At 33.2% G+C, this 23,581-nt stretch carries 14 protein-coding genes; 9 read left to right on the forward strand and 5 right to left on the reverse strand.

Annotation, left to right across the window (positions count from 1 at the left end):
* Window positions 1-122 precede the first annotated feature (122 nt).
* From FEM21_RS05190 to FEM21_RS05210, 5 genes are all read right to left on the reverse strand, one after another.
* A complete protein-coding gene (locus tag FEM21_RS05190) occupies window positions 123-626 on the reverse strand; it encodes a hypothetical protein (RefSeq protein WP_035658614.1) in 504 nt (167 codons plus the stop codon).
* Window positions 627-1,128: 502 nt separating this feature from the next.
* Window positions 1,129-2,166, reverse strand: coding sequence for a site-specific tyrosine recombinase/integron integrase (xerA, locus tag FEM21_RS05195; protein WP_035658616.1), 1,038 nt, complete (start codon window positions 2,164-2,166; stop codon window positions 1,129-1,131).
* 264 nt (window positions 2,167-2,430) lie between these two features.
* Window positions 2,431-4,764, reverse strand: a complete 2,334-nt coding sequence (locus tag FEM21_RS05200; protein ID WP_152547369.1) for a glycoside hydrolase family 2 TIM barrel-domain containing protein — start codon at window positions 4,762-4,764, stop codon at window positions 2,431-2,433.
* 21 nt (window positions 4,765-4,785) lie between these two features.
* Complete coding sequence (gene mgrA, locus FEM21_RS05205) at window positions 4,786-5,775, reverse strand: L-glyceraldehyde 3-phosphate reductase (protein ID WP_035658618.1); 990 nt, start codon at window positions 5,773-5,775, stop codon at window positions 4,786-4,788.
* A gap of 46 nt (window positions 5,776-5,821) precedes the next feature.
* The gene (locus FEM21_RS05210; RefSeq protein WP_035658621.1) at window positions 5,822-6,841 is read right to left on the reverse strand and encodes a LacI family DNA-binding transcriptional regulator; all 1,020 of its coding nucleotides are present in this window, start codon (window positions 6,839-6,841) and stop codon (window positions 5,822-5,824) included.
* Window positions 6,842-7,071: 230 nt separating this feature from the next.
* Here FEM21_RS05210 and FEM21_RS05215 point away from each other — a divergent pair, with 230 nt between their 5' ends.
* The 9 genes from FEM21_RS05215 (at window position 7,072) to FEM21_RS05255 (ending at window position 22,864) form a co-directional block, all read left to right on the forward strand.
* The gene (locus tag FEM21_RS05215; protein ID WP_051627487.1) at window positions 7,072-7,656 is read left to right on the forward strand and encodes an RNA polymerase sigma factor; all 585 of its coding nucleotides are present in this window, start codon (window positions 7,072-7,074) and stop codon (window positions 7,654-7,656) included.
* 102 nt (window positions 7,657-7,758) lie between these two features.
* Entirely contained in the window at window positions 7,759-8,910 is a 1,152-nt protein-coding gene (locus FEM21_RS05220) for a FecR family protein (RefSeq protein ID WP_051627488.1), read from the forward strand.
* Between the two features lie 155 nt (window positions 8,911-9,065).
* A complete protein-coding gene (locus FEM21_RS05225; protein WP_201448270.1) occupies window positions 9,066-12,329 on the forward strand; it encodes a SusC/RagA family TonB-linked outer membrane protein in 3,264 nt (1,087 codons plus the stop codon).
* Window positions 12,330-12,358: 29 nt separating this feature from the next.
* On the forward strand, window positions 12,359-13,897 hold the full coding sequence (locus tag FEM21_RS05230; protein WP_035658622.1) for a RagB/SusD family nutrient uptake outer membrane protein: 1,539 nt from the start codon (window positions 12,359-12,361) through the stop codon (window positions 13,895-13,897).
* A gap of 109 nt (window positions 13,898-14,006) precedes the next feature.
* Window positions 14,007-15,011 (forward strand): alpha/beta hydrolase, encoded by a 1,005-nt coding sequence (locus FEM21_RS05235; protein ID WP_051627490.1) that lies wholly within the window; start codon window positions 14,007-14,009, stop codon window positions 15,009-15,011.
* A gap of 12 nt (window positions 15,012-15,023) precedes the next feature.
* The gene (locus tag FEM21_RS05240) at window positions 15,024-16,028 is read left to right on the forward strand and encodes an alpha/beta hydrolase (RefSeq protein ID WP_035658624.1); all 1,005 of its coding nucleotides are present in this window, start codon (window positions 15,024-15,026) and stop codon (window positions 16,026-16,028) included.
* 24 nt (window positions 16,029-16,052) lie between these two features.
* On the forward strand, window positions 16,053-17,297 hold the full coding sequence (locus FEM21_RS05245) for a glycoside hydrolase family 88/105 protein (protein ID WP_035658627.1): 1,245 nt from the start codon (window positions 16,053-16,055) through the stop codon (window positions 17,295-17,297).
* 10 nt (window positions 17,298-17,307) lie between these two features.
* The gene (locus FEM21_RS05250; RefSeq protein WP_035658630.1) at window positions 17,308-18,294 is read left to right on the forward strand and encodes a pectinesterase family protein; all 987 of its coding nucleotides are present in this window, start codon (window positions 17,308-17,310) and stop codon (window positions 18,292-18,294) included.
* A 232-nt stretch (window positions 18,295-18,526) separates the two neighbouring features.
* Complete coding sequence (locus FEM21_RS05255; protein ID WP_035658633.1) at window positions 18,527-22,864, forward strand: hybrid sensor histidine kinase/response regulator transcription factor; 4,338 nt, start codon at window positions 18,527-18,529, stop codon at window positions 22,862-22,864.
* Window positions 22,865-23,581 lie beyond the last annotated feature (717 nt).

Consider the following 23,581-nt stretch of genomic DNA (forward strand, 5'->3'; position numbering starts at 1 on the left):
TACAAGCAGTTTGGGATTAAATTAAGCCCATTATTCGGATTTTCCAAATCTTCCAAATACAAAACCATATTTAAATTAAGCCAAATACCCAAATTGCTTGTAGCGTGTGTTGGCGGATGTTTTTATTTTTTCCGTTCGCAAATATCGCTATTGTATATTTTCAATATTCGCTGACCTAATTCGGAATTTTCGCAATGTGCTGAAATAGTTGTTGTCAATTCTATTTTTATCGGATAATTTAAGATTGTTTCTATTTCAAAAGAACTATTATATTCCGTTATTCCGCTTACTCGTAATGGTATATAATTTTTTTCAAATCCAACTTTAGTTTTCTCTTTACTCGCTTTCAAGGCAGGCCAATCAGATATTTTTCCTGTAACAGTTTTATTTTCTTTAATGTCAAATTTGTTGAAGTTTCTTTTAACACTTTCTCCAATAATTTCCAATGAGCTATTTAGATTAATTACTTCGCAATTTTCTTGTTCAAAAGTATAACCGGCTTTTATTTCTTTAGAAAGAGGAGCGAGGATAATCTCGGAATGTTTTTCTGATATATAAATCGACAAACTTTTGATTATTTTTAATTTAGGTTCAGGAACTTTAAATATCAAACTTTTAAATTTCATTTCTTCAGTTAAGTTGTTAATTATCGATTTTTTAGTCAGTTGTTTTCTTCTCCTTTATAAATAAACTCAATACGAAGAAAGTTATGAAAAACATCACGAATTGAATTATGAAAACTGGATATAATAGATTTGCTTCGGCATACCTAAAACCGAAACTAAATATTGACACGGGAAATGTTAATAGTAATCCATAAAGTGACCAATCTCCATAAAATAAGTCTTTTGGATAAACTGAACAAACAGATAAAGTTCCAAGTGCAACATAAAATAGAGAGATTTTAAATGCTAATTTTCTTTCTTCAATGATTTTTATAAACTTATCCACATTTCTGATTTAATATGTTTTCTTTATTCATCCAGTTTCTCGAAAATATCCGCCAACTAATTTATACACGCATAAATTTGACATGTTTTGTTCCAAAACGGCATGTTATGCGCATGTTTTTGTTTTAATTATTTGCGTATTATTTTTTTAATACTACTACAAAAATAAAAATATTTCTTACATGTTGAAGGGATTGATAATGTTTTTTAAAGAAGTACTGCTTACATGAGTATATATCATTGTTGTTTTAGGGCTACTATGTCCTAACAAATCTTGAATATAGCGTAAATCAGTACCTGCTTCAAGTAAGTGTGTAGCAAAACTGTGGCGAAGTGTATGCAGGCTAATTTGTTTTGTAATTCCTGCTTTTTTTACAGATTGTTGTAATACAGCTTGTGCACTTCGACTGCTGTATTGTTCCCCGTTTTGTCCTTCAAACAAATATATTTTTGGTTTGTAAATTGTGTAATATTCTCTAAGTAATTCTAATACTTTAGTTGACAACAGCGTGTATCTGTCTTTTTTACCTTTAGCATTTTTTACATGAATTAGCATTCTTTGATTATCGATGTCAGTTATTTTCATGTTTATGGCTTCACTAATTCGAAGCCCGGAAGAGTAGATTATAGCTAATAAAGTTTTATGTTTTAAATTAGTCGTTACATCAATAAGTTTAAATGTTTCTTCCTTACTTAATACATTTGGTAAAAATTGAGAAGATTTTGGACGATGAATGTTATCAATATTTATTTTAGTTTCTATTATTATGGAAAAAAATAGTTTGATGGAATTAATGATTTGATTTTGATAGGAAGCAGAAAGTTTGTTTTTTAAAATGTATTCATTGTTATATATAATCACATCTTCATTGGTGATTTCGGGAATTGGTTTTTCCCTGTAAAAAGTTAAAAAAGATTTTAAGGCTTCGCTATAGGTTGATATAGTACTTTCGCTGTAACGTTTAGAACGTAAATGCTGTTTGAATTTCTCGATTTGTACTATTCCTTCTTCAGAGGGGAAACTGTGAGCAATTGATGCTATTTTAAACCGTATTCTGTTTTCTTCAGTATCCGGAATGTGCCAAACCTTTTTTTGCTGACTCCATCGGGCATCTTCAATATGCTTAATACGCGCAATTAAATTGGCATTTTTTTCAAAATATACGGCAATTCTTTTTTCGCCTTTATGGACGATAGTTTTGGCTGACCATTTCATATAATGATAATTTTCTGATTTAAAGATAGTTGGTTTCTTGTTTTAATTAAAATAATACCGATGATTTTAAATATAAATATATACCCCAAAAATCTTTTTGGTTTTATTTTTCTTAAAGATGGATACTCCATAGATACCCCGTAGATACTCCATACATGACTGCAGTAAATCGTTTTAATTAAAAACGAAATTTAAATTGTTTAGTAAAACAAAAAAAGTACAGCTTGCACTGTACTTTTTAGAGTATAAAAAAAATAAATACTGTTACTTCTTTTCAGCAACAATATTCAGCGTTGTGGCTCCTTGTTTCAAACCATCCACATCCGCTTTTATAGAAATGCTGCCACTATCTTTTGCGGCTTTAATAATCGCAAGGGCTTTTCCTTGGTAGGCTCTTGTTTTTTGCCCTTGGTAACCATCGTGGTTGATGATATTGCCATTGTCAACGGCGATGATTTTACCTGAATCGCTAATAGAGAATTGGATTAGATGATCGGCATTGGCACATCTAATTCCTTTGTCGTCCACAATAGTTGCGGTAACAAAAGTGACATCGTCCCAGTTATTAACCAGTGTGCCTTTACTTTGCGTTAAAATAATCTTTGCAGGTTTCCCGGCAGAAGTATGTTCTTCCTGAGTAACCACTTTACTGTTGTTTTTTCCAATGGCTTTTATCGTTCCTTCTTCAAAAGTAACATTCCATTCTCTTGGCGAATCGTCAGCTGGTTTTTTCAAGGAACCTAATGATTTGTCGTTCAGAAAAAGTTCTACTTCTTCGCAATTACTGTACACATTAACTTTGGCATTGTCATAAGTATCAAAGTCATTCGGAGTCCAGTCAGCAACCCAAACGCCAGCTCCCGCATTATCTGATTTTCGAACAATATGCACCACAGGCTCAGCAGACCACCAGCTGTCTCTTTGTAACGATTGTTGTTTCCAGTTGCCGGCTCTGTCAAATAAACCCTGATTGTTTGTAGTTTCCGGCCAGTCGGCTTCGCCTAAATAATCATAACCCGTCCATAAAAATTGCCCTGCCATATACGGCTTATCTCTTAAAGCCAGCCATTGATTAATAACATGCGTGTTTTCGGTACCAATAACTTTCCAAGTCGGATGCGCTTCATGAGCTGCAATCAGTTCGTTTTCACGGTAATTTTGTCCTACAACATCCATTTGTTCCGCAAAACCACTTAAATATACTTTAGAATTTGCTGGTCTAAAAAGCGCCATCGTTACAGGACGGGTATTGTCGTATTTTTTTACCACATCTTCCTGCATCTTGTATTTTTTGTAGCCTTCCGGGTAACTCAAATCATCATGAATTTCGTTTCCAATACTGTAAATCACAATCGATGGATGATTTCGGTCTCTTAAAATCATGTCTTTGGTGTCTTGTTCCCACCATTCTTTAAAGTATAAATTATAACCTTTTTCACCATTGTGTTTGGCTGCGGTCCAGGTATCGAAAGTTTCGTCCATCACCACAAATCCCATTTGGTCACACAAATCAAGAAATTCCGGCGCTACAGGGTTATGCGAAGTACGAATTCCATTTACGCCTACTTCTTTTAATTTTTGCAAACGCTCTTTCCAAACGCCAAGCGGAACGGCTGCTCCAACTGCACCGCCATCATGATGCAGACAAACCCCTTTTATTTTGTAATTTTTATTGTTTAACCAAAAACCGGTATCGGCTCTAAACTCGGCATTTCTGATTCCAATAGTAATCGTCTGATTGTCGATAAGCGTTTTTCCTGAATACAATTTGGTATTTACCGTATATAAATTAGGCGCTTCAATATCCCATAATTTAGGGTTTAGAATTTCAATTTCATCTTTCATATAACCGATTTTGTTGGTGGCTATATGTTGTTGGCTCTCGCTAGTTTTTATTATTTTTCCTGTATTGTCAACAATTTCTACGATGTATTTATATGCGTCTGCTCCAGTGTTTTCTATTTCGGCTTTTACCAAAACTACTGCTTTCTGAGAAGTTACTACTGGAGTCGTAATTTGTGTTCCCCAATGCTTGAAATGCGTTTTATTCGTCGCAACCAAACGTACATGACGGTAAATTCCGGCACCTGTATAATAACGGGAAGCGGGTTGAATAGTGTTGTCGGCTCTAACGGCAATGGTGTTGGTTTTGTCTTTTCCAAAGTTCAAATAAGGCGTCAGATCATAGCTGAAACTGATGTAGCCATAAGGACGTTTTCCTAAATGTTTGCCATTAATCCATACATCGCTATTAGCCATAACACCATCAAATTCGATACTGAATAATTTACCAGCATCGGCAGCATCAACTTTAAAAGTCTTGCGGTACCAGCCAATTCCGGCAGGTAAATAACCTCCGCCACGTGCAGTTGGATTTTCTCTGTCGTAAGGACCTTCGATACTCCAGTCGTGAGGCACGTCAAGATTTCTCCAGGATTTGTCATTGAACTCTGGTTTTTCGGCACCTGCGATTTCTCCTTTTGTAAATTGCCAGTTGGCGTCAAAGTTGATGGTTTGTCTCCCCTGAGCGAAAACAGTTGTCGCAAAAACTAAAAAGAATAAAAGACTGTAGGTTTTTATGTTTTTTTGATTCTTCATTTTTGTTGGGTTTAAGTTGGTTTATTTTAAAATAGAATTGATATTGTCTAATTCTTCCGAGCTGAAATTGGTGTTTTCCAAAGCTTTGATAGAATCTAAAATTTGTGCCGGTTTGCTTGAACCAATTAGTACGGAAGTCACTCTTTCGTCACGTAAAATCCATGCTAATGCCATTTGAGCTAATTTTTGACCGCGTTCTTTTGCGATGTCATTTAGTGCCATGATTTTTTCAATTCTTTCGGGCGTAATATGATCGGCTTTCAGGAATTGTCCGCTGGTGGCTACTCTTGAATCGGCTGGAATTCCGTTTAAATATTTATCTGTCAATAATCCTTGTGCCAATGGAGAAAACGGAATGCAGCCTACTTTTTCTTTTCCTAATAAGTCTAAAAGTCCGTCTTCTACCCAGCGTTCAAACATCGAATATTTTGGCTGGTGAATCAGGCAGGGAGTGCCCATTTCTTTTAATATTTTGAAAGCTTTTTCCGCTTCCGCTGGACGATAATTTGAAATTCCTACATACAGGGCTTTTCCCTGCTGCACAATTAAATTCAAAGCCGCCATAGTTTCCTCTAAAGGAGTTTCCGGATCTGGTCTATGATGGTAAAAAATATCTACATATTCCAAATCCATTCTTTTTAAACTCTGGTCTAAACTGGAAATCAAATATTTTTTCGAACCCCAATCGCCATAAGGACCGTCCCACATCGTATAACCCGCCTTCGACGAAATAATCATTTCGTCCCTGTAGTTTTTAAAATCTGATTTTAAAATTTTTCCTAAACATGTTTCAGCCGAACCTGGAGGCGGACCGTAATTGTTGGCCAAATCAAAGTGGGTTATTCCGTTATCAAAAGCGGTTTTTATTAGGTTTCGGCTGTTCTCGAAATCACTGTTCGTTCCGAAGTTGTGCCAAAGTCCTAATGAAAATGCAGAAAGTTTCAATCCTGAATTTCCACATCGGCGGTATTCCATTTTATCGTATCGGTTTGCTGCTGGTTCGTATGTCATCTTAATAGGTTTTACGTAATCGTTTACGGAGATTGTTAAATTTTTTTTATTCTCTTTTTGAAGATTCTCTTAGGATCAATGTTGGGGTTAATATTCGTTTTTGATAATTGGTTTTTTCGCTTTTTTTCGAAATTAACTCATAAATTAAATTGAATGCTTCTTCGCCCATTTGAACTGTTTTTTGGTCAATTGTAGATAGGGAAGGAGTGATGTGTTCGCCAAATAAATCATTGCAAAAACCAATGACTCCAAATTCTTCAGGAACTTTAATTCCTATTGTTTTTAATTCTTTTAAGGCGCCAAGAGCTGTAAAATCTTCGACACCAAAAATAGCATCGGGTTTGCGTTCTAATTTTAAAAAATGCTGCACGCCATTTCTCCCCGCATCAATACTGATGTTTCCTGTGTAAATTAAATTGCTGTCAAAAGCAATTTTGTATTGGCTTAAAGCGGCTTTGTAACCCCGAATTCTTTCGGAAAAAGCTTTAATATGTTCGGGTCCCGAAATATGAGCGATTCTTTGATATCCTGATTTTATAAGGGATTCGGTTGCCATAAAAGCACCTAAATAATCGTCAATACAAACGGATGAGATTTCTAAACTATCATTAGTACGGTCAAAAAAAGCAATGGGTATGTTCTTTTCTTTCGCCAATTCGAAATGAGAAAAATCGGTAGTGTTTTTAGAAATGGAAACTAAAATTCCATCGACTCTGGCATCAATAAAAGTATCAATTCCTTTTTTTTCAAACGCTTCTGATTCATTCGATTGGTAAATTAAAACATCATAACCATGCTGACTCGCTAAATTAGAGATTCCGTGAATTACAGATCCAAAGAACAAATGCTCGGCTGTGGGGATTAACACACCAATCAATTTTGTTTTTCCTGAACGTAATGAAGAAGCCATTTTATTCGGCCGGTAATCCAGGCGTTCGGCAACCGCTTTGACTTTTTTCTTAGTAGCTGTACTTATTTCAGGATGATTGCTCAAAGCACGGGAAACCGTTGCAGGAGCAATTCCTAATTCTTTCGCAATATCGCTTATGGTAATTTTTGTTTTCATTTTTTCGTAATCGTTTACGAAAATAGAATTTTATTTTGAATTAGCAGATTTTTATTCAGTTAAATCTTTTAGTGAGATGTGAAACGAATCATTTTTGTCTAACGCGGATTTGCTGCTTGTAGGTATTGGTTTCAGTTTTTAATAAAATTTTATGTTAAAATTTTAAGATATTCGAAAATCAATTATTTATTTTTAGATTTGATGCAATATTACCTTAAATGCATTTTTAAATGACCACTGCAAAAAAATATACTGATGTGGAACTTGTTGAGCGTCTTCAGCAAAATGAAGAGGGTGCTTTGACAATTATCTATAAAGAATATTGGGAAATCATGTATTTAGCCGCTTACAATCTTGTTAAGGATAGATCTGTTTGCGAAGATATTGTTCAGGAAGTTTTTATTTCGCTGTGGCAGAGGAGAGCAAAATTACAAATAAAGGTTTCTTTAAAAAGTTATTTGTATACCAGTACGGTTTACAAAGTGTATGACCATTTTAGTAAAAATAAAAAAATGCTGCAGGGTGAGCTGTTTGATAATTTTGAGAACAAAATTGAAACTTCAAATCCTGAAACCAAATTAATGCATGAAGAATTAATTCATCATTTGGACTCTATTATTGATACTTTACCGGATAAATGCAAAGAAGTGTATAAGTTGAGCAGGGAAAATATGTTGTCTAATAAAGAGATTGCTGAACAATTAAATATTTCGCAACGCACGGTAGAAGGTCATATTTCTAAAGCGCTTAAAATTTTAAAGGAATCGCTTGGAGTTGCGGTGAGTATTGAGTTTATCATATATTTTTTTAGATAAAAAAATAATATGTGTAAAAAAAAGTAAAAATAATTACAAATAGAGCAGGTGTGAAACGTTTTTTTGGAGACTTAGTTATATAAGCATCCAAAAAACGAACAAATGAGCTTAAATCACCAAAAATATTTTTCAGACTTAGTTGCTAAACTTCTGGATGGTTCGATAACCAAACCGGAGTTAGATAAACTACTGAATTTCTTTCTAAATAATCAGGAAATTGAAAACTGGCCTGATCATTTAGGATCCAAAGAAGATGTTCAGGAAAGAATACATGAAAAAATCCGCTCACAACTGGATTTCGATAAAAAAGAAGTTGTAAAAGTAATTCCGCTATACCAAAAATCGTTCTTTAAATATGTTGTCGCGGCATCAGTAGTTTTATTGGTGACCTTTACAGTTTTTTTCAATCAGCAAAAAACATATACTATTGTTGCGGCAGTTCCTAATAAAATAGAAGTAGGAACAGATAAAGCAACTTTAACTTTAGAAGATGGTTCTACAGTTGTTTTAGAAAAAGGGAAAACCTATAATGATGAAAATGTAAATAGTACCGGAAAAGAATTGTTGTATAACAAATCTAATTCGGATTCCAAAAAAGTGGTGTATAATTATCTGACTATTCCACGAGGAGGACAATTTGCAATTACACTTTCTGATGGTACAAAAGTCTGGCTGAACTCAGAAACCCAATTGAAATTTCCGGTTCATTTTATAGAAGGAGAAACCAGAGGAGTAGAATTAGTTTACGGAGAAGCTTATTTTGATGTGTCTCCAAGTACAGCTCATAACGGAGCAGGTTTTACAGTAACTCAGAAAGCTCAAAAAATCCATGTTATAGGAACCCAGTTTAATATTAAAGCCTACAAAGACGATTCGAATATTGCTACCACTCTGGTAGAAGGTAAAGTCGAAATGGAATTTGCTAATGTGAAGCAAAATTTAATTCCGAATCAACGCGCCAATTTTGATATTAAAACTAATAAAGTGAAAATAGCCAAAGTAGATGTCTATAATGATATTTGCTGGAAAAACGGTGTTTTTAGTTTTGAAGATAAACCATTGGAAGACATCATGAAAGTCTTGGCAAGATGGTATGATATCGAAGTGAAATTTGAAAACGAATCGATCAAAAAAGAAAAATTTAATGGCGTTTTAATAAAAGATAGAAAAATTGATGAAATTTTAAAATCGATTAAAAACTCAGGAATAATCAATAAATATGAATTTAAAAATAAAACCCTGCTATTGAAATAAAAAGAAAGAGGGGCAGTAGTTTAGATAATTTGCGGTTGCCTAACTACTTCCCTCCCATATATTAATTAAACCATTTGTCTAACTAACTCCACAAAATTATGAAAATTAATTCTATTAATTGTCGTTTTGCATTTCAAAAACGGCTTCTACTGATTATGATGAAAACATTCTTAATTCTCTTTTGTACAACTGTTTTCAGTTTCAATACTGAGACTACTTTTTCGCAGGAAAAAATCTCAATTGAAGAAAATCAACTGGCATCAGTTAAAGAAATTTTTAAAATAATCCAAAAACAAACCAGCTACAGTTTTATTTACCCTAACGACTTTTTTAAAGATGCTCCAAAAGTGCAGCTGAAAAAAGGTACGATTGAAATTTCAAAATTATTAACGCCAATTTTTAAATCACGTAACCTGGATTTTGAAATAACAGCGGACAAAAATATTATTATCAAAGAAGCTTCGAGAGTCGAGACCAAAGAAAGACCCGTTGAAGAAAAAGAAGAAGCCGTTCAGGAAATAAAAGTTTCGGGTAAGGTAACAGACGAAAATAACCAGCCTATTCCGGGAGTGAGTGTTCTTGTAAAAGGAACTCAAATAGGAACTCAGACTGATTTTGATGGTAAGTATTCGATAAAAGTACCATCAAATGAGAGTGTTTTAGTTGTGTCATTTATAGGTTATACAACTAAAGAAATGAAGGCTAATAACCAGTCAGTAATCAATTTCCAACTTCTGCCAGAAACCGCAAAATTAGAAGAAGTTGTTGTTGTAGGTTACGGTTCAAGTAAACAAAAAGATTTAACAGGTTCAGTATCTTCTATAAAATCAGAGAATTTTAATAAAGGACCACAATTGAGTGCACAACAGGCTATTCAGGGGAAAATGGCTGGTGTGGTAATTGCTCAGAATAGTGGAAAACCAGGAGGGTCTAATAAAGTGATCATTCGAGGAGGAACTTCGTTAACAGGAACTAATGATCCTTTATATGTTATTGATGGTGTGCCAATTTCTACTACAGCCGGAGTGAGTTCGGCAAACATTCAAGGAAATGGAACTAACTTTTTCGATCAGGAACCTACGAATCCTTTGATGACCATTAATCCAAATGACATCGAATCGGTAACAGTTTTAAAAGATGCTTCTTCAACAGCAATTTATGGTTCCAGAGGTGCTAATGGTGTAATTGTGATTACCACTAAAAAAGGAAAAACTGGTAATCTAAAAGTAACGTTGGATGTTACCGGCGGTATTGCTACTGTTTCTAATAAATTAGATGTGCTTTCTGCTGATGAATATAGAAAAGTAAATACTGATTTAGGTTTGACTTTTTCTGATTTAGGTGCAAATACAAATTGGCAGGACGAAATTTACAGAACAGCAAAGATTCAGGATTACAACTTGTCTTTTTCTGGTGGCACCGAAAAAACTTCTTATAGAGCTTCGTTAGGATACGGAGATCAGGAAGGAGTTTTGATTGGTTCGAAATTAGAAAGAGCAAATTCAAGAATTAACGTTACACATTCAGCACTAGATGACAAATTGCAATTTGATTTTAGAGTGAATTACGGACAAACAATTTCCAATAATTCACCAGTATCTAATACTGTAGGAAGTGAGGCAGGAACAAGTATCAATTATGAATCTTATGTTTTTAATCCTACTTACCCAATTTATGATGCCAATGGAAACTACAACCACGTACTTCCTTATAGAGTAAATCCGGTTTCTTTTTCGAATGATGTGTCAGATGAGGTTACTAATAGCCGTTTCTTAGGAAATTTATCTACTACTTATAAAATTTTTACACCTTTAAGCGTAAATGTAAATTTAGGTTATACTAATCAGGCGATAAACAGAAATTCATACATTAAAAAATCAAATCCATTAGGTCAGGGAATGGGAGGTTATGCCAGTGTTCAAAAATTAGAAGATTCTTCTAAATTATTGGAAACTATTTTAAAATATGATGATCAGTTTGGTAAACACAGCATCAATGCTATTGCAGGTTATTCATACCAATATTTTGTAAACGACGGACTTCGTAATGCAGTATCAGGATTTTTATCTGATGAGTTTAGATGGTATAGTTTGCAGGCTGCCAGTACAAATTTAGGGGTAACTTCGTTTAAAGGAAGTAATACATTAATCTCTATGTATGGTCGAATGAATTATAATTTTGATGATAAACTTCTTGCTACTGCAACAGTTAGAAGAGACGGTTCAAGCCGTTTTGGTTCAGGGAATCAATGGGGAGTTTTTCCATCAGGATCTTTAGCATGGAGAGTTTCTAATATGGAATTCTTTAAATCAAAAGTAATTTCTGATTTAAAACTTAGAACAAGTTATGGTGTAACCGGAAATCAGGAAATAGGTAACTTAAATTCAATTACAAGACTTGGTGCTACTTCAGCAGGATACATTGTAGGCGGTCAACGAATTACTACTGTTTTGCCTTTACAATATGCTAATCCTGATTTAAAATGGGAGCAGACAGCTCAATTTAACGCAGGGGTTGATTACACCATTTTAGACGGAAGAGTTCGCGGAAGCATCGATTATTATGTTAAAAAAACAACCGATCTTTTATTGAACATTCCGGTTCCGTCTCCTACAGCGGTGAGTACACAATTAGCTAACGTAGGAAGTGTACAAAACAAAGGAATTGAATTAGAAATTTCAGCTGATATCATTAAAAAGAATGATTTCTCATGGAGTACTTCTATTAATTATACCAGAAACAGAAACAAAGTTTTAAGCTTGTCTAATAGTTTGTATAAAGGCGATAATATTCAGGTTGCTCCATTACAGGGACAAGGTTTAACAGCAGGGATTTATGCTCAGTTAATACAACCAGGATTGCCTGTAGGAACTTTTTATGGCAGAGAGTTTATAGGAATTGAGAATGGTGTTGAGATTATTGATCCTGAAATGAAAGTTATTGGTTGCGCGCAGCCTGATTTTACTTTCGGAATTACAAACTCATTAAATTATAAAAGATTTTCATTAGGATTTAATTTTAGAGGTTCAGTAGGTAATGATGTATTTAATTTAACAGCAAACAATTTAGCTTATTTGAGTAATCTTCCTGGTCGAAATGTATTAACAGAAGCACTTACAAGCGGTGTTTTAAGAACACAGCCTAAACAGTATTCTTCTCGTTGGATTGAAGATGGTTCTTTTATAAGATTAGACAATGTTACTTTAGGATACGATATTAATCTGGAAAAATTTCCGGCAATTTCTAATGCTAGATTGTTTGTTACAGGTCAAAATTTATTGTTGTTTACTAAATATTCAGGTTTAGATCCTGAGGTTAATTCAGATGTGTCAGGTACTGGAGTTGCTCCGGTTGGGATTGATTATTTAGCTTATCCAAAAGCTAAAACGGTGAGTGTGGGATTAAGCTTGTCATTTTAAAATAACTTCAATTTATAAATTGTATTATCATGAAAATATATAAAATCAAATTAATAGTATGTTCTCTTTTTGTATCGCTTTTATTGCCAGGATGCACTAATTTGGACGAAGAAACATTCGGAAGTTTATCGCCGGATACTTATTATAATAATGAAGCAGAAGCACTTTCTTCTGTTGTAGGTGTTTATCAATCTTTGTCTCAGGTTGTTCATATTGGTGATCCTTGGCGTATAGCCGAATTTGGTACCGATGAATTTATTGTTCCCGGAAGAGCCAGTGGTGGATGGTTTGACCAAAATAATATTGATATTATAAAACATGTGGTTGCTCCAACCAATGCAACTTGCGGAAGAGCCTGGAAAAATATTTTTCAGGAAATTGGGACTGCTAATGCGGTTTTAGAAAGTTTACAAGCTTCTCCTAATAGTGCTAATTTAAAAGCCTTAATTGCCGAAACCAGAGCTTTAAGAGCTTATGGATATTTTTATGCAATGGATTTTTGGGGTAATGTACCCTTAGTAACTGTAGCGAGAATTGATCCGAATAATTTGCCTGGAACAACTCCAAGAGCTGAAATATTCAAGTTCATTGAAACAGAATTGTTAGAAGCAGTGGAAGAATTGCCTTCTGTTACTACGGTTACCAGAGCGAGTTATTATCCAAGGTTTACCAAAGAAGCCATCTACGGACTTTTAGCAACTATGTATCTGAACGCAGAAGTTTATACAGGAACTCCTAAATGGACTGAAGCTATTACAATGTGTGATAAAATTATCGCTACTAATAAATTTTCATTAGAAGCTACTGTATTGGATAATTTTAAATCTACTAATAAGCAAAATTTCAAAGAAGTAATTTCTTCTTTCTCTGTTTCGCCTTCTAATAATGCGGGTAGTAATCAGTTTATTTTATACGCTCAAAATGGATTAGATAAACTGAGATATAATTTACCATTTACTCCGGCAAATGGATATAGTACTTATCAGGAAGCTTTAGACAGATATCAAAATCAGGATGTTCGTAAATCCTTACTTCAATATGGACCACAATATTATTTAGACGGAACGACACCTCTGGCTTACCCTGACGGAACTCAGTTGAATATTATTGCAGTAAAAGATTTGATTAGTGCTGAAGACAATGAAGGTTATAAAGTTTTAAAATACACTCCGGTAGGAACTTCATGGTCAGGATCTAATGGAGATAATGATTTGGTTTTAATGCGTTATGCGGATATTTTATTAATCAAAGCAGAAGCTTTATTTAGAGGCGGAACTACAACAATTGCTGATACTCCGTTAAACCTGATTAATATCGTTAGAGGCAGAAGTAATGCTTCTACATTATTAGCTGTGACTCTAAAAGATATTGAAAATGAAAGAGCCAGAGAATTAATTTGGGAAGGTCACCGTAGAAGAGATATGATTCGTTTTGGAACATATTTTACAGGAACCTGGGCATTCAAAACTACAACTACAGCTACTTTTAGAGGTTTATACCCTATTCCTCAAGAGCAGCGAACTGCAAATCCAAAATTGCAACAAAATGATGGATACCCACAAAATTAGAGAATAAATTAGTTAATAAATAGTTGGTTAAAACCCATGTACTACTAGAGCATTCTATGAAATACATGGGTTTTTTATCTTAATTTTTTTAGTTTAAAATAAGAATATTATGTTGTTTACCAATGTTTCAATCCAATTTAAAATAGCTTCAGTTTTTGTTTCAGCTCTATTTTTTGGTCATAGTTACGGTCAGTCTTATAAAGGTGTAACCGGCGTTAGAGATACTTCTTATTCTACGCAAAGTGCTTTTAAATATGATGTAAAAACGCATCCGTCAATCAAGATTGTTCCTGAATTTCAATTTCCTTCGGTGAAAGAAAAGCGAAATATTACTTATTGCCAAGTTGGGAAACGAAAATTGAATCTTGATGCTTTTTATAATATCGAAAAAACAAATTCGAAAAAAACGGCAATTATCATTATTCATGGTGGCGGTTGGCGTACCGGAAGTAGAGAACAGCACTATCCGATGGCGCAAAAGTTAGCCAGTTTAGGTTATATTTGTTTTACGCCTGAATACCGCCTTTCTACCGAAGCACTTTTTCCGGCTGCGATTTATGATATTAAAGCAGTAATTCGCTGGGTTCGAAAAAACGCTGCGATTTATAATTTTGATGCCAATAAAATAGCGGTTTTAGGTTTTTCGGCAGGAGGCGAAATGGCTTCTTTTATGGGGACAACGGGAAATATGCCATTATTTGAAGGAACTTATTGTCATTTAGACGCAAAATCAAATCCAAATGCCGTAGTCGATATTGACGGAACTTTATCTTTTGTGCATCCAGATGGTCGCGAAGGAGATGATAGCAAAAGCATTTCGGCAGGAACGTATTGGTTTGGTTATTCGAAAGCAGAAAATCCTAAATTATGGGAAGCCGCATCGCCATTGAGTTATGTAAGTGCTCAAACTCCGCCAACACTTTTTATCAATAGTGCTGTGCCGTGGATGCATGCGGGTCGGGAAGATTACATTAAAGTTTTGGATAAAAACGGAATCTACTCAGAAGTCAAAGAATTTGAAGGTGCACCGCATTCATTTTGTTTGTATGAGCCTTGGTTTAGTCCCACAATTGAATACATAAATAATTTTTTAACTAAAGTTTTTAATCAATAAAATTTCAATGCTATGAAGCAATTTTTTCAGAATATATTTGGGTTATTTTTTTTGATTTCTTTTTGTGCACATTCGCAGCAAAAGGCAATTAATATTCCCAAAGACACTTCTTTTACGGTAAAAAATGAATACAAAAAATACCTGAAATATTTTCCGCAAATCACTCCTGCAAAAGATGAATTACCAGAAAACGTAAATGAAAATAGAAATTTGGTTTATACCACATTAAAAAATACTCCTTATGGAGACAGAGATTTGCATCTTGATGTTTTTTCGCCAAAGAAAAAAGGAAAATATCCAGCCTTAATCATGGTTCACGGCGGCGGATGGCGTGCTGGAGATAAAGCATTACAGGTACCAATGGCGCAAAAACTGGCAGCAAAAGGAATTGTAACCATTTGTGTCGAATACCAGTTATTGCAGGAAGCACAATATCCGGAAGCGGTTTTTAATATAAAATCGGCAGTAAGATGGGTTCGTTCTAATGCAGATAAATACGGAATTAATTCGGATAAAATAGCCATTTCAGGCTGTTCGGCAGGAGGACAATTGGCTTTATTAGTTGGATTGACAAATGGAGTAGAGGCAAAAGAAGGAAATCAGGGAAATTTAGGTTTTTCAAGTGATATACAGGCAATTGTAGATTTAGACGGAGTAGTCGATTTCATGGCGCCTTTGTCTCTTAATCTAAAGCGTGGTCCTGATTCTCCAGATGTACAATGGTTAGGAGGTACTTTCTATGAAAAGCCGGAAATTTGGAAAGATGCGTCTCCTATTTTTTGGGCTAATGAAAAATCATGTCCTATTTTATTTGTCAATAGTGGCTTTCCAAGATTCCATGCGGGACAAGATGAATTAATAGGAATGATGAAAGATTGGGGAATTTACACAGAAGTTCATAAATTTGACATCCAATTGCATACTTTCTGGTTATTTAATCCCTGGATTAATTCGACGGTAGATTATATCAACAACTTTTTAATTAAAGTATTCGATAAGCAATTGGCAAAAAAATAGAAACAACATTTAAAATTGTATAAGATGGCGAAAACTAAAATTACCCGAATTTCTTTTATTTATTTTATAGCTCTTGGCTTATCGCTGGCAGCTTGTAAAAATGGATTTAATAATTCTACAAACAAAAAATCAGCTGAAAAAATTGTTCCTGAAAACTTAAAATGGTCAGAAAGAATGGTGCTTTCAGAAATGCATCGTTTTCCAGAGGCATCAAAGTTAGATTTTGCTCCGGTTCCCAGATGGGGTTACACTAACGGATTAGTTTTAGGTGCTGTTGCTAAAGTGTATGAAAAAACTAAAAACCAAAAATATTATGATTACATCTACGCTTATGCTGATGCGATGATTGATAAAGCGGGAGAAATAAAAACATACAATTTTGAAGATCATAATCTGGATATGATAAAATCAGGCGATGTATTATTGTATTTGTATCCAAAAACAAAAGAAGAGCGTTTTTTTAAAGCTATGACAACTTTAAACAAACAGTTAGAAACTCAGCCTAAAACTTCAGATGGAGGTTATTGGCACAAAAAAATATATCCTTTCCAGATGTGGTTAGATGGTTTGTATATGGCTGAACCTTTTCACGCCCGCTATGCAAAAGAATATGAAAAAGATGCTGCTAAAACTAAAAAAGTGTATGACGATGTGGTGCTTCAATTTGATTTAATTCAAAAACACAGCCGTGATCAAAAAACAGGATTGTTATTTCACGGTTGGGATGCAAGTAAAGAACAGCGTTGGGCTAACAAAGAAACAGGAAATTCACAGCATTTTTGGTCAAGAGGAATGGGTTGGTACGGAATGGCTCTGGTAGATGTTTTGGATTATTTACCTAAAAATCATCCGGGTAGAGCTAAGTTGATTAAGTATTTGAACCAATATGCTGAAGCAGTTGTTAAGGTTCAGGATGCATCAGGAGTTTGGTGGCAGGTTTTAGATCAGGGCAACAGACAAGGAAATTATCTTGAAGCAACTGGAAGCGCTATGTTTGTTTATACATTAGCTAAAGGCGTTCATAAAGGTTATTTACCAGCTAAGTATTTGAAAAATGCCAATGAAGGTTACGACGGACTTTTGAAAAATTTAGTTAGCGTTGAAGAAAATGGCGTTGTAAACTTAAATAAATGTTGTGCAGTAGCCGGTTTAGGCGGAAATCCATATAGAGATGGGAGTTACGAATACTACATTGGTGAAAAAATCAGATCTAACGATCCTAAGGGAACAGGGCCTTTTATACTGGCTAGTTTAGAGCTGAATAAGTAAAATTCTATTTATGAAAAATACAATTCGAATAAAATACATTCTGTTTTTTTTATTGGTGAACCAATTGTTTTTTGCACAAACAGCAAATCCTGAAAAGTATAAATATCAGTTTGTTGTTGCCAAAGACGGTAGTGGCGATTATAAGTACATTCAGGATGCCATTAATGCATTGCGTGTTTTTCCTTTAGCTCCAATTACGATATATATCAAAAATGGAGTTTATAATGAAAAAATAGAATTATCGGCTAATAATACCGATGTTACTTTTATAGGCGAAAGTGTCGATAAGACCATTATATTCTATAATGATTATTCAGGTAAAGGAAAAATGGGAACCTTTGATTCTTATACCGCAAAAATATCCGGAAACAGGTTTAGAGCTGAGAATATTACTTTCGAAAATACAGCTGGCAGAGTAGGTCAGGCAGTAGCACTATATGTTGATGCTGACAAAGCCGTTTTCAAGAATTGTAAATTCATAGGAAACCAGGATACTATTTATAACGGAGGCGAAAGTGCAAGACAGTTTTTTGTAGATTGCCATATCGAAGGAACTACTGATTTTATTTTTGGGCCAGCAACAGCTGTTTTTAAAAACTGTAGTATTTTGTGTAAAGCTAATTCGTATATAACTGCGCCAAATACACCTCAGGACAAAGAATTTGGATTTGTTTTTCAGGATTGTACTGTTAGTGTAACTGGAGAAGTAGATAAAATGTATTTGGGAAGACCGTGGAGAGCCTGGGCAAAATCAGTATTTATCAATTGCGAATTACCAAAACAAATTGCTCCTGCTGCCTGGGATAATTGGGGAAATTCTGAAAATGAAAAAACCGCTTTCTTTGCCGAATACGAATGTAAAGGTGAAGGTTTTAGACCAAAAGAAAGAGCATCATGGACACATCAGTTAAAAAAAACAGAAGCTGAAAAATATAATCTTAAGAATATTTTAGGCAGCAATCCTAAATCGTCTAAAAAAGAATGGTACGAATTGTAATTCTCTATTAGTTATAAAAAAAGCTTCAGATTTTCTGAAGCTTTTTTTATTTTTAGTAGCTTTCATTTGAAGTAGTTGCAAAACCACATATAATAGAGTATTAAATTGTTTTTCTGAAATGGAGATAAATTGCTATTTAAGGAGGGACATTTGATTAGCAAAGCTTATGTTTTTAGGTTAAGACTATAATTTTAATAGTTTTGTACGCTTAAAAAGTTAATAAAAAATATAAATGTCTAAAAAAAGCATAATTATTGTATTTTTTTATTTAATAAGTGTGTTTTGTAAAGCTCAACCATTTGGAGCTTTAACGCATTTTTCACATAATGTAAATTTAAGTCAGTCAATTATTTTAGATATCCAGCAAGATAAAAAAGGATTTATTTGGTTGGGGACATATAATGGTTTGTATCGTTATGATGGAATTTCATTCCAAAAGTTTAAGGTTTTGGAAAACGATTCATTGAATTTAAAATCGAATCGTGTCTATAGTTTTAAGTTTGATAAAAATGGACGGATTTGGATTAATTCTAAAAAAAATGATATTTATTATTTTGATACGAATAGCTTGAGTTTTCATCATCCGCTGGAGAACAAATTGTATTCTTCATCAGATATTTCTCTTATCCATTACAAAATAATGTCTTCAGGTAGGGTTTGGCTTTTTCCTAAGGATAAAAATTTTTTAATGATTCTTGAGACTAATAAACAAATTAGACGTATTTATTTTAATGCTCAAAAACTTTCGGTTAAAAAAATAAAAGATGTTTTTGAAGATTCGACAGGAACTACTTGGTTTTTGACAAGCTCGGGTGTTTGTAGGTTAAAAAAATCAGAATTACTACCTGAATACTTTTTTTTCAATAACTCCAGAGTCTCAGGTGGCGCTTATCCATTTAATTGTGTTGTGGAGACGAAAAACGAGATTTGGTTTGGAGGTTTTCAAGGTAAACTTACATATTATTCTAAAAAGCTAGAAAGGTTTTTTGATATTCAGCTTGCGGTCAAAGAAGATGTTAATAGAATTAAGCCTTTGGCTGGCGATAAATTATTCATTCTTACAGATTCGAAGAGTTTTTATTGTTATGATATTAATACTAGAAAATTAGATATTTATAATAGTAAAACAGTACCAGGTTTTCCTGAAGGAGCTATTAATCATATAGGATTATCCCGCCAAAGACAATTTTGGTTTCAAACTTCAAAATCAGGACTATGTAAATTTGATTTCGTTTCTAAAAAGCTAAAGTATATGTCGGTTGAGTCAAATTATTCAACTGTATCCAATACAGAGCAGAAAGAGTTTTTATTTACCGATGCAAAAGGAAATGTGTGGATTCAATCAAAGAGAACACCTTTCGCCTATTGGGATGAAAGCCAGGATAGATTGTTTTCCATTGCTAAATTTATGAAAGAACCCAGAGAAGAGGTATCTGATTTGATGCATTCAGCAATGTTTGATGCAACTGGAAATTTGTGGTTTTGTTCTTTTAAGCAAGGATTGGATATGATGTCTTTTAGCAGCAGAAATTTTTCAGTATTAGATTTAGGTTCATCTAAAGATCAAAAGCATAATGTCCGAAGTCTGATGAAAGACAAAAATGGTAACCTTTGGGTTGCAAGCCGTTCTAATAAAATAACATTACTTGATTCTAAAAAGAAGAAAATAGGTTTGTTAGGTGCAGATGGAACTTTGTCATCAAATAGTCCGGGATGGGGTGCCGATATTTATAATATGATTCAGGATACTAAGGGACGAATATGGATTGGAACTAAAGGAAATGGATTGTTTTGTTTGTTGCCAACTGAAAAACCATTTACGTATAAAGTAAATCATTATAAATTTAGCGAAAAGGATATTTATAGTATCAGTTCTGATAATATTTATAAAATTTTTGAGGCATCATCAGGTAGAATTTATATTGCTACCTGGGGTGGAGGAGTAAATATTATTAGGCAGTCAAGTAGTGAGCTTCGTTTTATTAACTATAGAAATGAACTAAAAAAATACCCCATAAAGTCTGCCAGTAAAGTTCGCTCTATTGTTGAGAATAAAGAGCATAAAATGTTTTTCATTTCTTACGATAAATTGTTTTCTTTTTCAGAAAATAACATATTTACAGATAAAGTAAGATTTAAAGAATTTCCCGAAATTTCAGGAAATGAGATTTTAGATATTCTTGTAACTTCTAATAATAGCATAGTATTAGGTACTAATGGTGAAGGTTTGATTCTGGCTAATTTAGATAAGGAAGGTAAATTAAAAATTAAACCCGTTTGCAGTGAGACAACTCCTTTTCTTATTCAGGGCATTATATCAATTCAAGAGGATAAGTCGGGTAAAATTTGGGCTGCGGGAGATAATCAGATTGTGAGGTTTGATCTTGAAAAAAATAGTGCTGAAACTTTTTCTGAGATAAAATCACTTATTGGAAATGAAATTTTTTCAGAAGCAACTAAATGTCTTCTTCCTAATGGAGAAATTGTATTAGGTTATTCCAGCGGTGCAGTAATTTTTAATCCCAAAAAAATCACTCCTTTTCAGTTTAAACCTTATTTAGCTTTAACTAGTTTTTCGGTTAATAATAAAGAACTGTATGAGATCAATCAGGAAACTCCAAAGAATACTGATTTATTAAAAGAAATTAGTCTGGAACACGATCAGAACTTTTTTAAAGTTCAATTTTCAGCGCTTGATTATTTAAAAAATGAAAATATAGTTTATCGTTATAAATTGGAAGGAATTGACAAAGGCTGGAACTACATTAAAGGAGTACAATCAATTAATTATACAAACTTAAGTAAGGGCGAATATGAGCTTGTAATTTCCTCGACTAATCATCGTAATTTATGGGTAAACAATGAGAGAAGAATAAAGATTAATGTTCTACCATCAATGTGGAATAGTAATTTTGCTTATTTCTGTTATCTATTGTTGGCTATAGGTTTGTTTTTGTTGGCTAAGCATATCTTTTTAACCATTTTGAAATTGCGTAATGATGTGCAAATGCAGGAACAAATAGCTGAGTTGAAACTGGATTTCTTTACGGATATTTCACATGAAATCCGCACTCCTCTTACCATGATTACTGCTCCTGTAGAAAAAATGTTATTGGATGATAAAGTGGCTGATTCAGTAAAAACTGAACTCAGATTGATGGAAAGAAATACCAATAAATTATTGAATTTGGTAAATCAAATTTTAGATTTAAGAAGAATTCAAAATAGGAAATTAGAAGTCCAGAAAATTGATTTAGGAAAGTTTTGTAATAAGATTTGTGAAAGTTTTAGAGCAATAAGTTTGCAAAAGAAAATTCGATTGGAATTAAAAACTAATATTTCAAATTCAAATATATGGGCTGATGCTGAAAGTCTCGATAAAATTTTAGTTAATCTAATTTCAAATGCCTTAAAGTATTGCCGAGAAGGAGATACTATTGAGGTTGTTGTTGAGGAATCAGAAACAGAAGTGTTATTAGTCGTAAAAGACAACGGACCAGGAATTAATTCTTCTATCCAAAAGCGATTGTTCACACGTTTTTCTAATTATAATGAAAATCCAAACAATCCCAGTACAGGAATTGGACTTTCTATCGTCAAGGATTTGTTAGATCAGCACAGTGCCAGTATTATTGTCGATACTGAACCTTTAAAAGGAAGTTGTTTTCAGATTAGTTTTCAAAAGGGATATGAACATTTTAAAAAAGATGTAAATATTGTATTTCATGATTGTGAACATAATGAGTACGATTTAATTAATGATATTGAAAATGATGTTGATTCAGTTGATTTAAATGAAGTAAAAAAAGATAAGGTAGTAGGCTTGATTGTTGAAGATGATCCAGAATTAAGGGAATTTATTGTATCGATATTTGATAATAATTATACGATTCATACAGCTGAAAATGGAGTCGAAGGACAGTTGAAAGCCATAAGTTTATCTCCGGATTTTATAATTAGTGATATTATGATGCCTCAAATGGATGGTGTAGAAATGTTGAGGCTGCTTAGAAATAATATTGCAAGCAGTCATATTCCTATTATTTTACTTAGTGCAAAAACTTCAATTGAATCAAAACTGAAGGGCATACAATATGGAGCTGATGAATACTTAAGTAAACCATTTAATGTAAGTTATTTAAAAGCCAGAGTAAAAAATATTTTAGAACAGCGCAAACGACTACAGTTGTTTTATTCGAGTGGGAATATTACTGAAAGCACAATTGAAGAACCTTTAGCAATTTCTGAGCAGGATCATAAGTTTATGTTTGAGGTAATTCAACAGGTTAAGGATAATTTGTCTAATACTGATTTCTCGGTTGATGAATTAGGGAAGTTAATGGGAATGTCACGCACTAGTTTTTTTAATAAACTGAAAAATTTGACAGGAATATCTCCTCTTATATTTATTAGAGATATACGATTGAATATAGCTGCCGAAAGAATTAAAAAAGAAGATTTACTGATTAAAGAAATTTGTTTTGAAGTAGGATTTAGCGATTTGAAATATTTTAGGAAATGTTTTAAAGAAAAATTTAATTCTACTCCAGCCGAATACCGTAATCTTTAATATTAGTTTCTGTGCTAATAGAAAAAGTTTTTGAGGGATAATAAGCCAAAAGATTTTAAAAGAATCGTGCTTATTATCCCTTTTTTTATGAAAATTATACCAAACATAAATATAATATAGTCCAATCGTTGTGGTATAATGCCGTTGTATATTTCATGTGGATCAATTTTTATTGATCTATTTTGAAATAACAAATGCTATTAGAGACAAAATGTTTTTAAATATATTATTTTAATCTTTTTGCTTTGTTAATTTAAATGTATTAAGATACTGTAAATCAATTAGTTGTTTTTATTTTTTTGATCATTAGAATTGTATTGGTAAAATCACCCCCCTTAAAAGGTAAAATAGCCCCCTTGTTTGATTTTATCTATGTCTAATTTCACAGCCAACCAAAAAAAAGTCTTTAGGGGCTGACTTAACTATTTACCAACTAAAAATTAACTAATGAGACAAACTATTAACCAGCAGTTTGATGAGCTATTATTTCCACTTATAGCTATCTCGGATTTTATCCTGAAATCCGTTGAAGAAAAATCCTTAAAGAATAACCCAATTTAATTTTGCAGTAAGCATTTACGTAAGCTAAACTTATTCTGTTTAGTGTAAACGTTTACATCTTTATTCGTATTTCATGATTGATGATTTTATAAAAACATTAATTAATGAAAACTTTTACATTGATATGAATGAATATTCATTTAGTGTTTACTATTT

Source organism: Flavobacterium seoulense (assembly GCF_000695795.1).
In the GTDB taxonomy this organism is placed as follows: domain Bacteria; phylum Bacteroidota; class Bacteroidia; order Flavobacteriales; family Flavobacteriaceae; genus Flavobacterium; species Flavobacterium seoulense.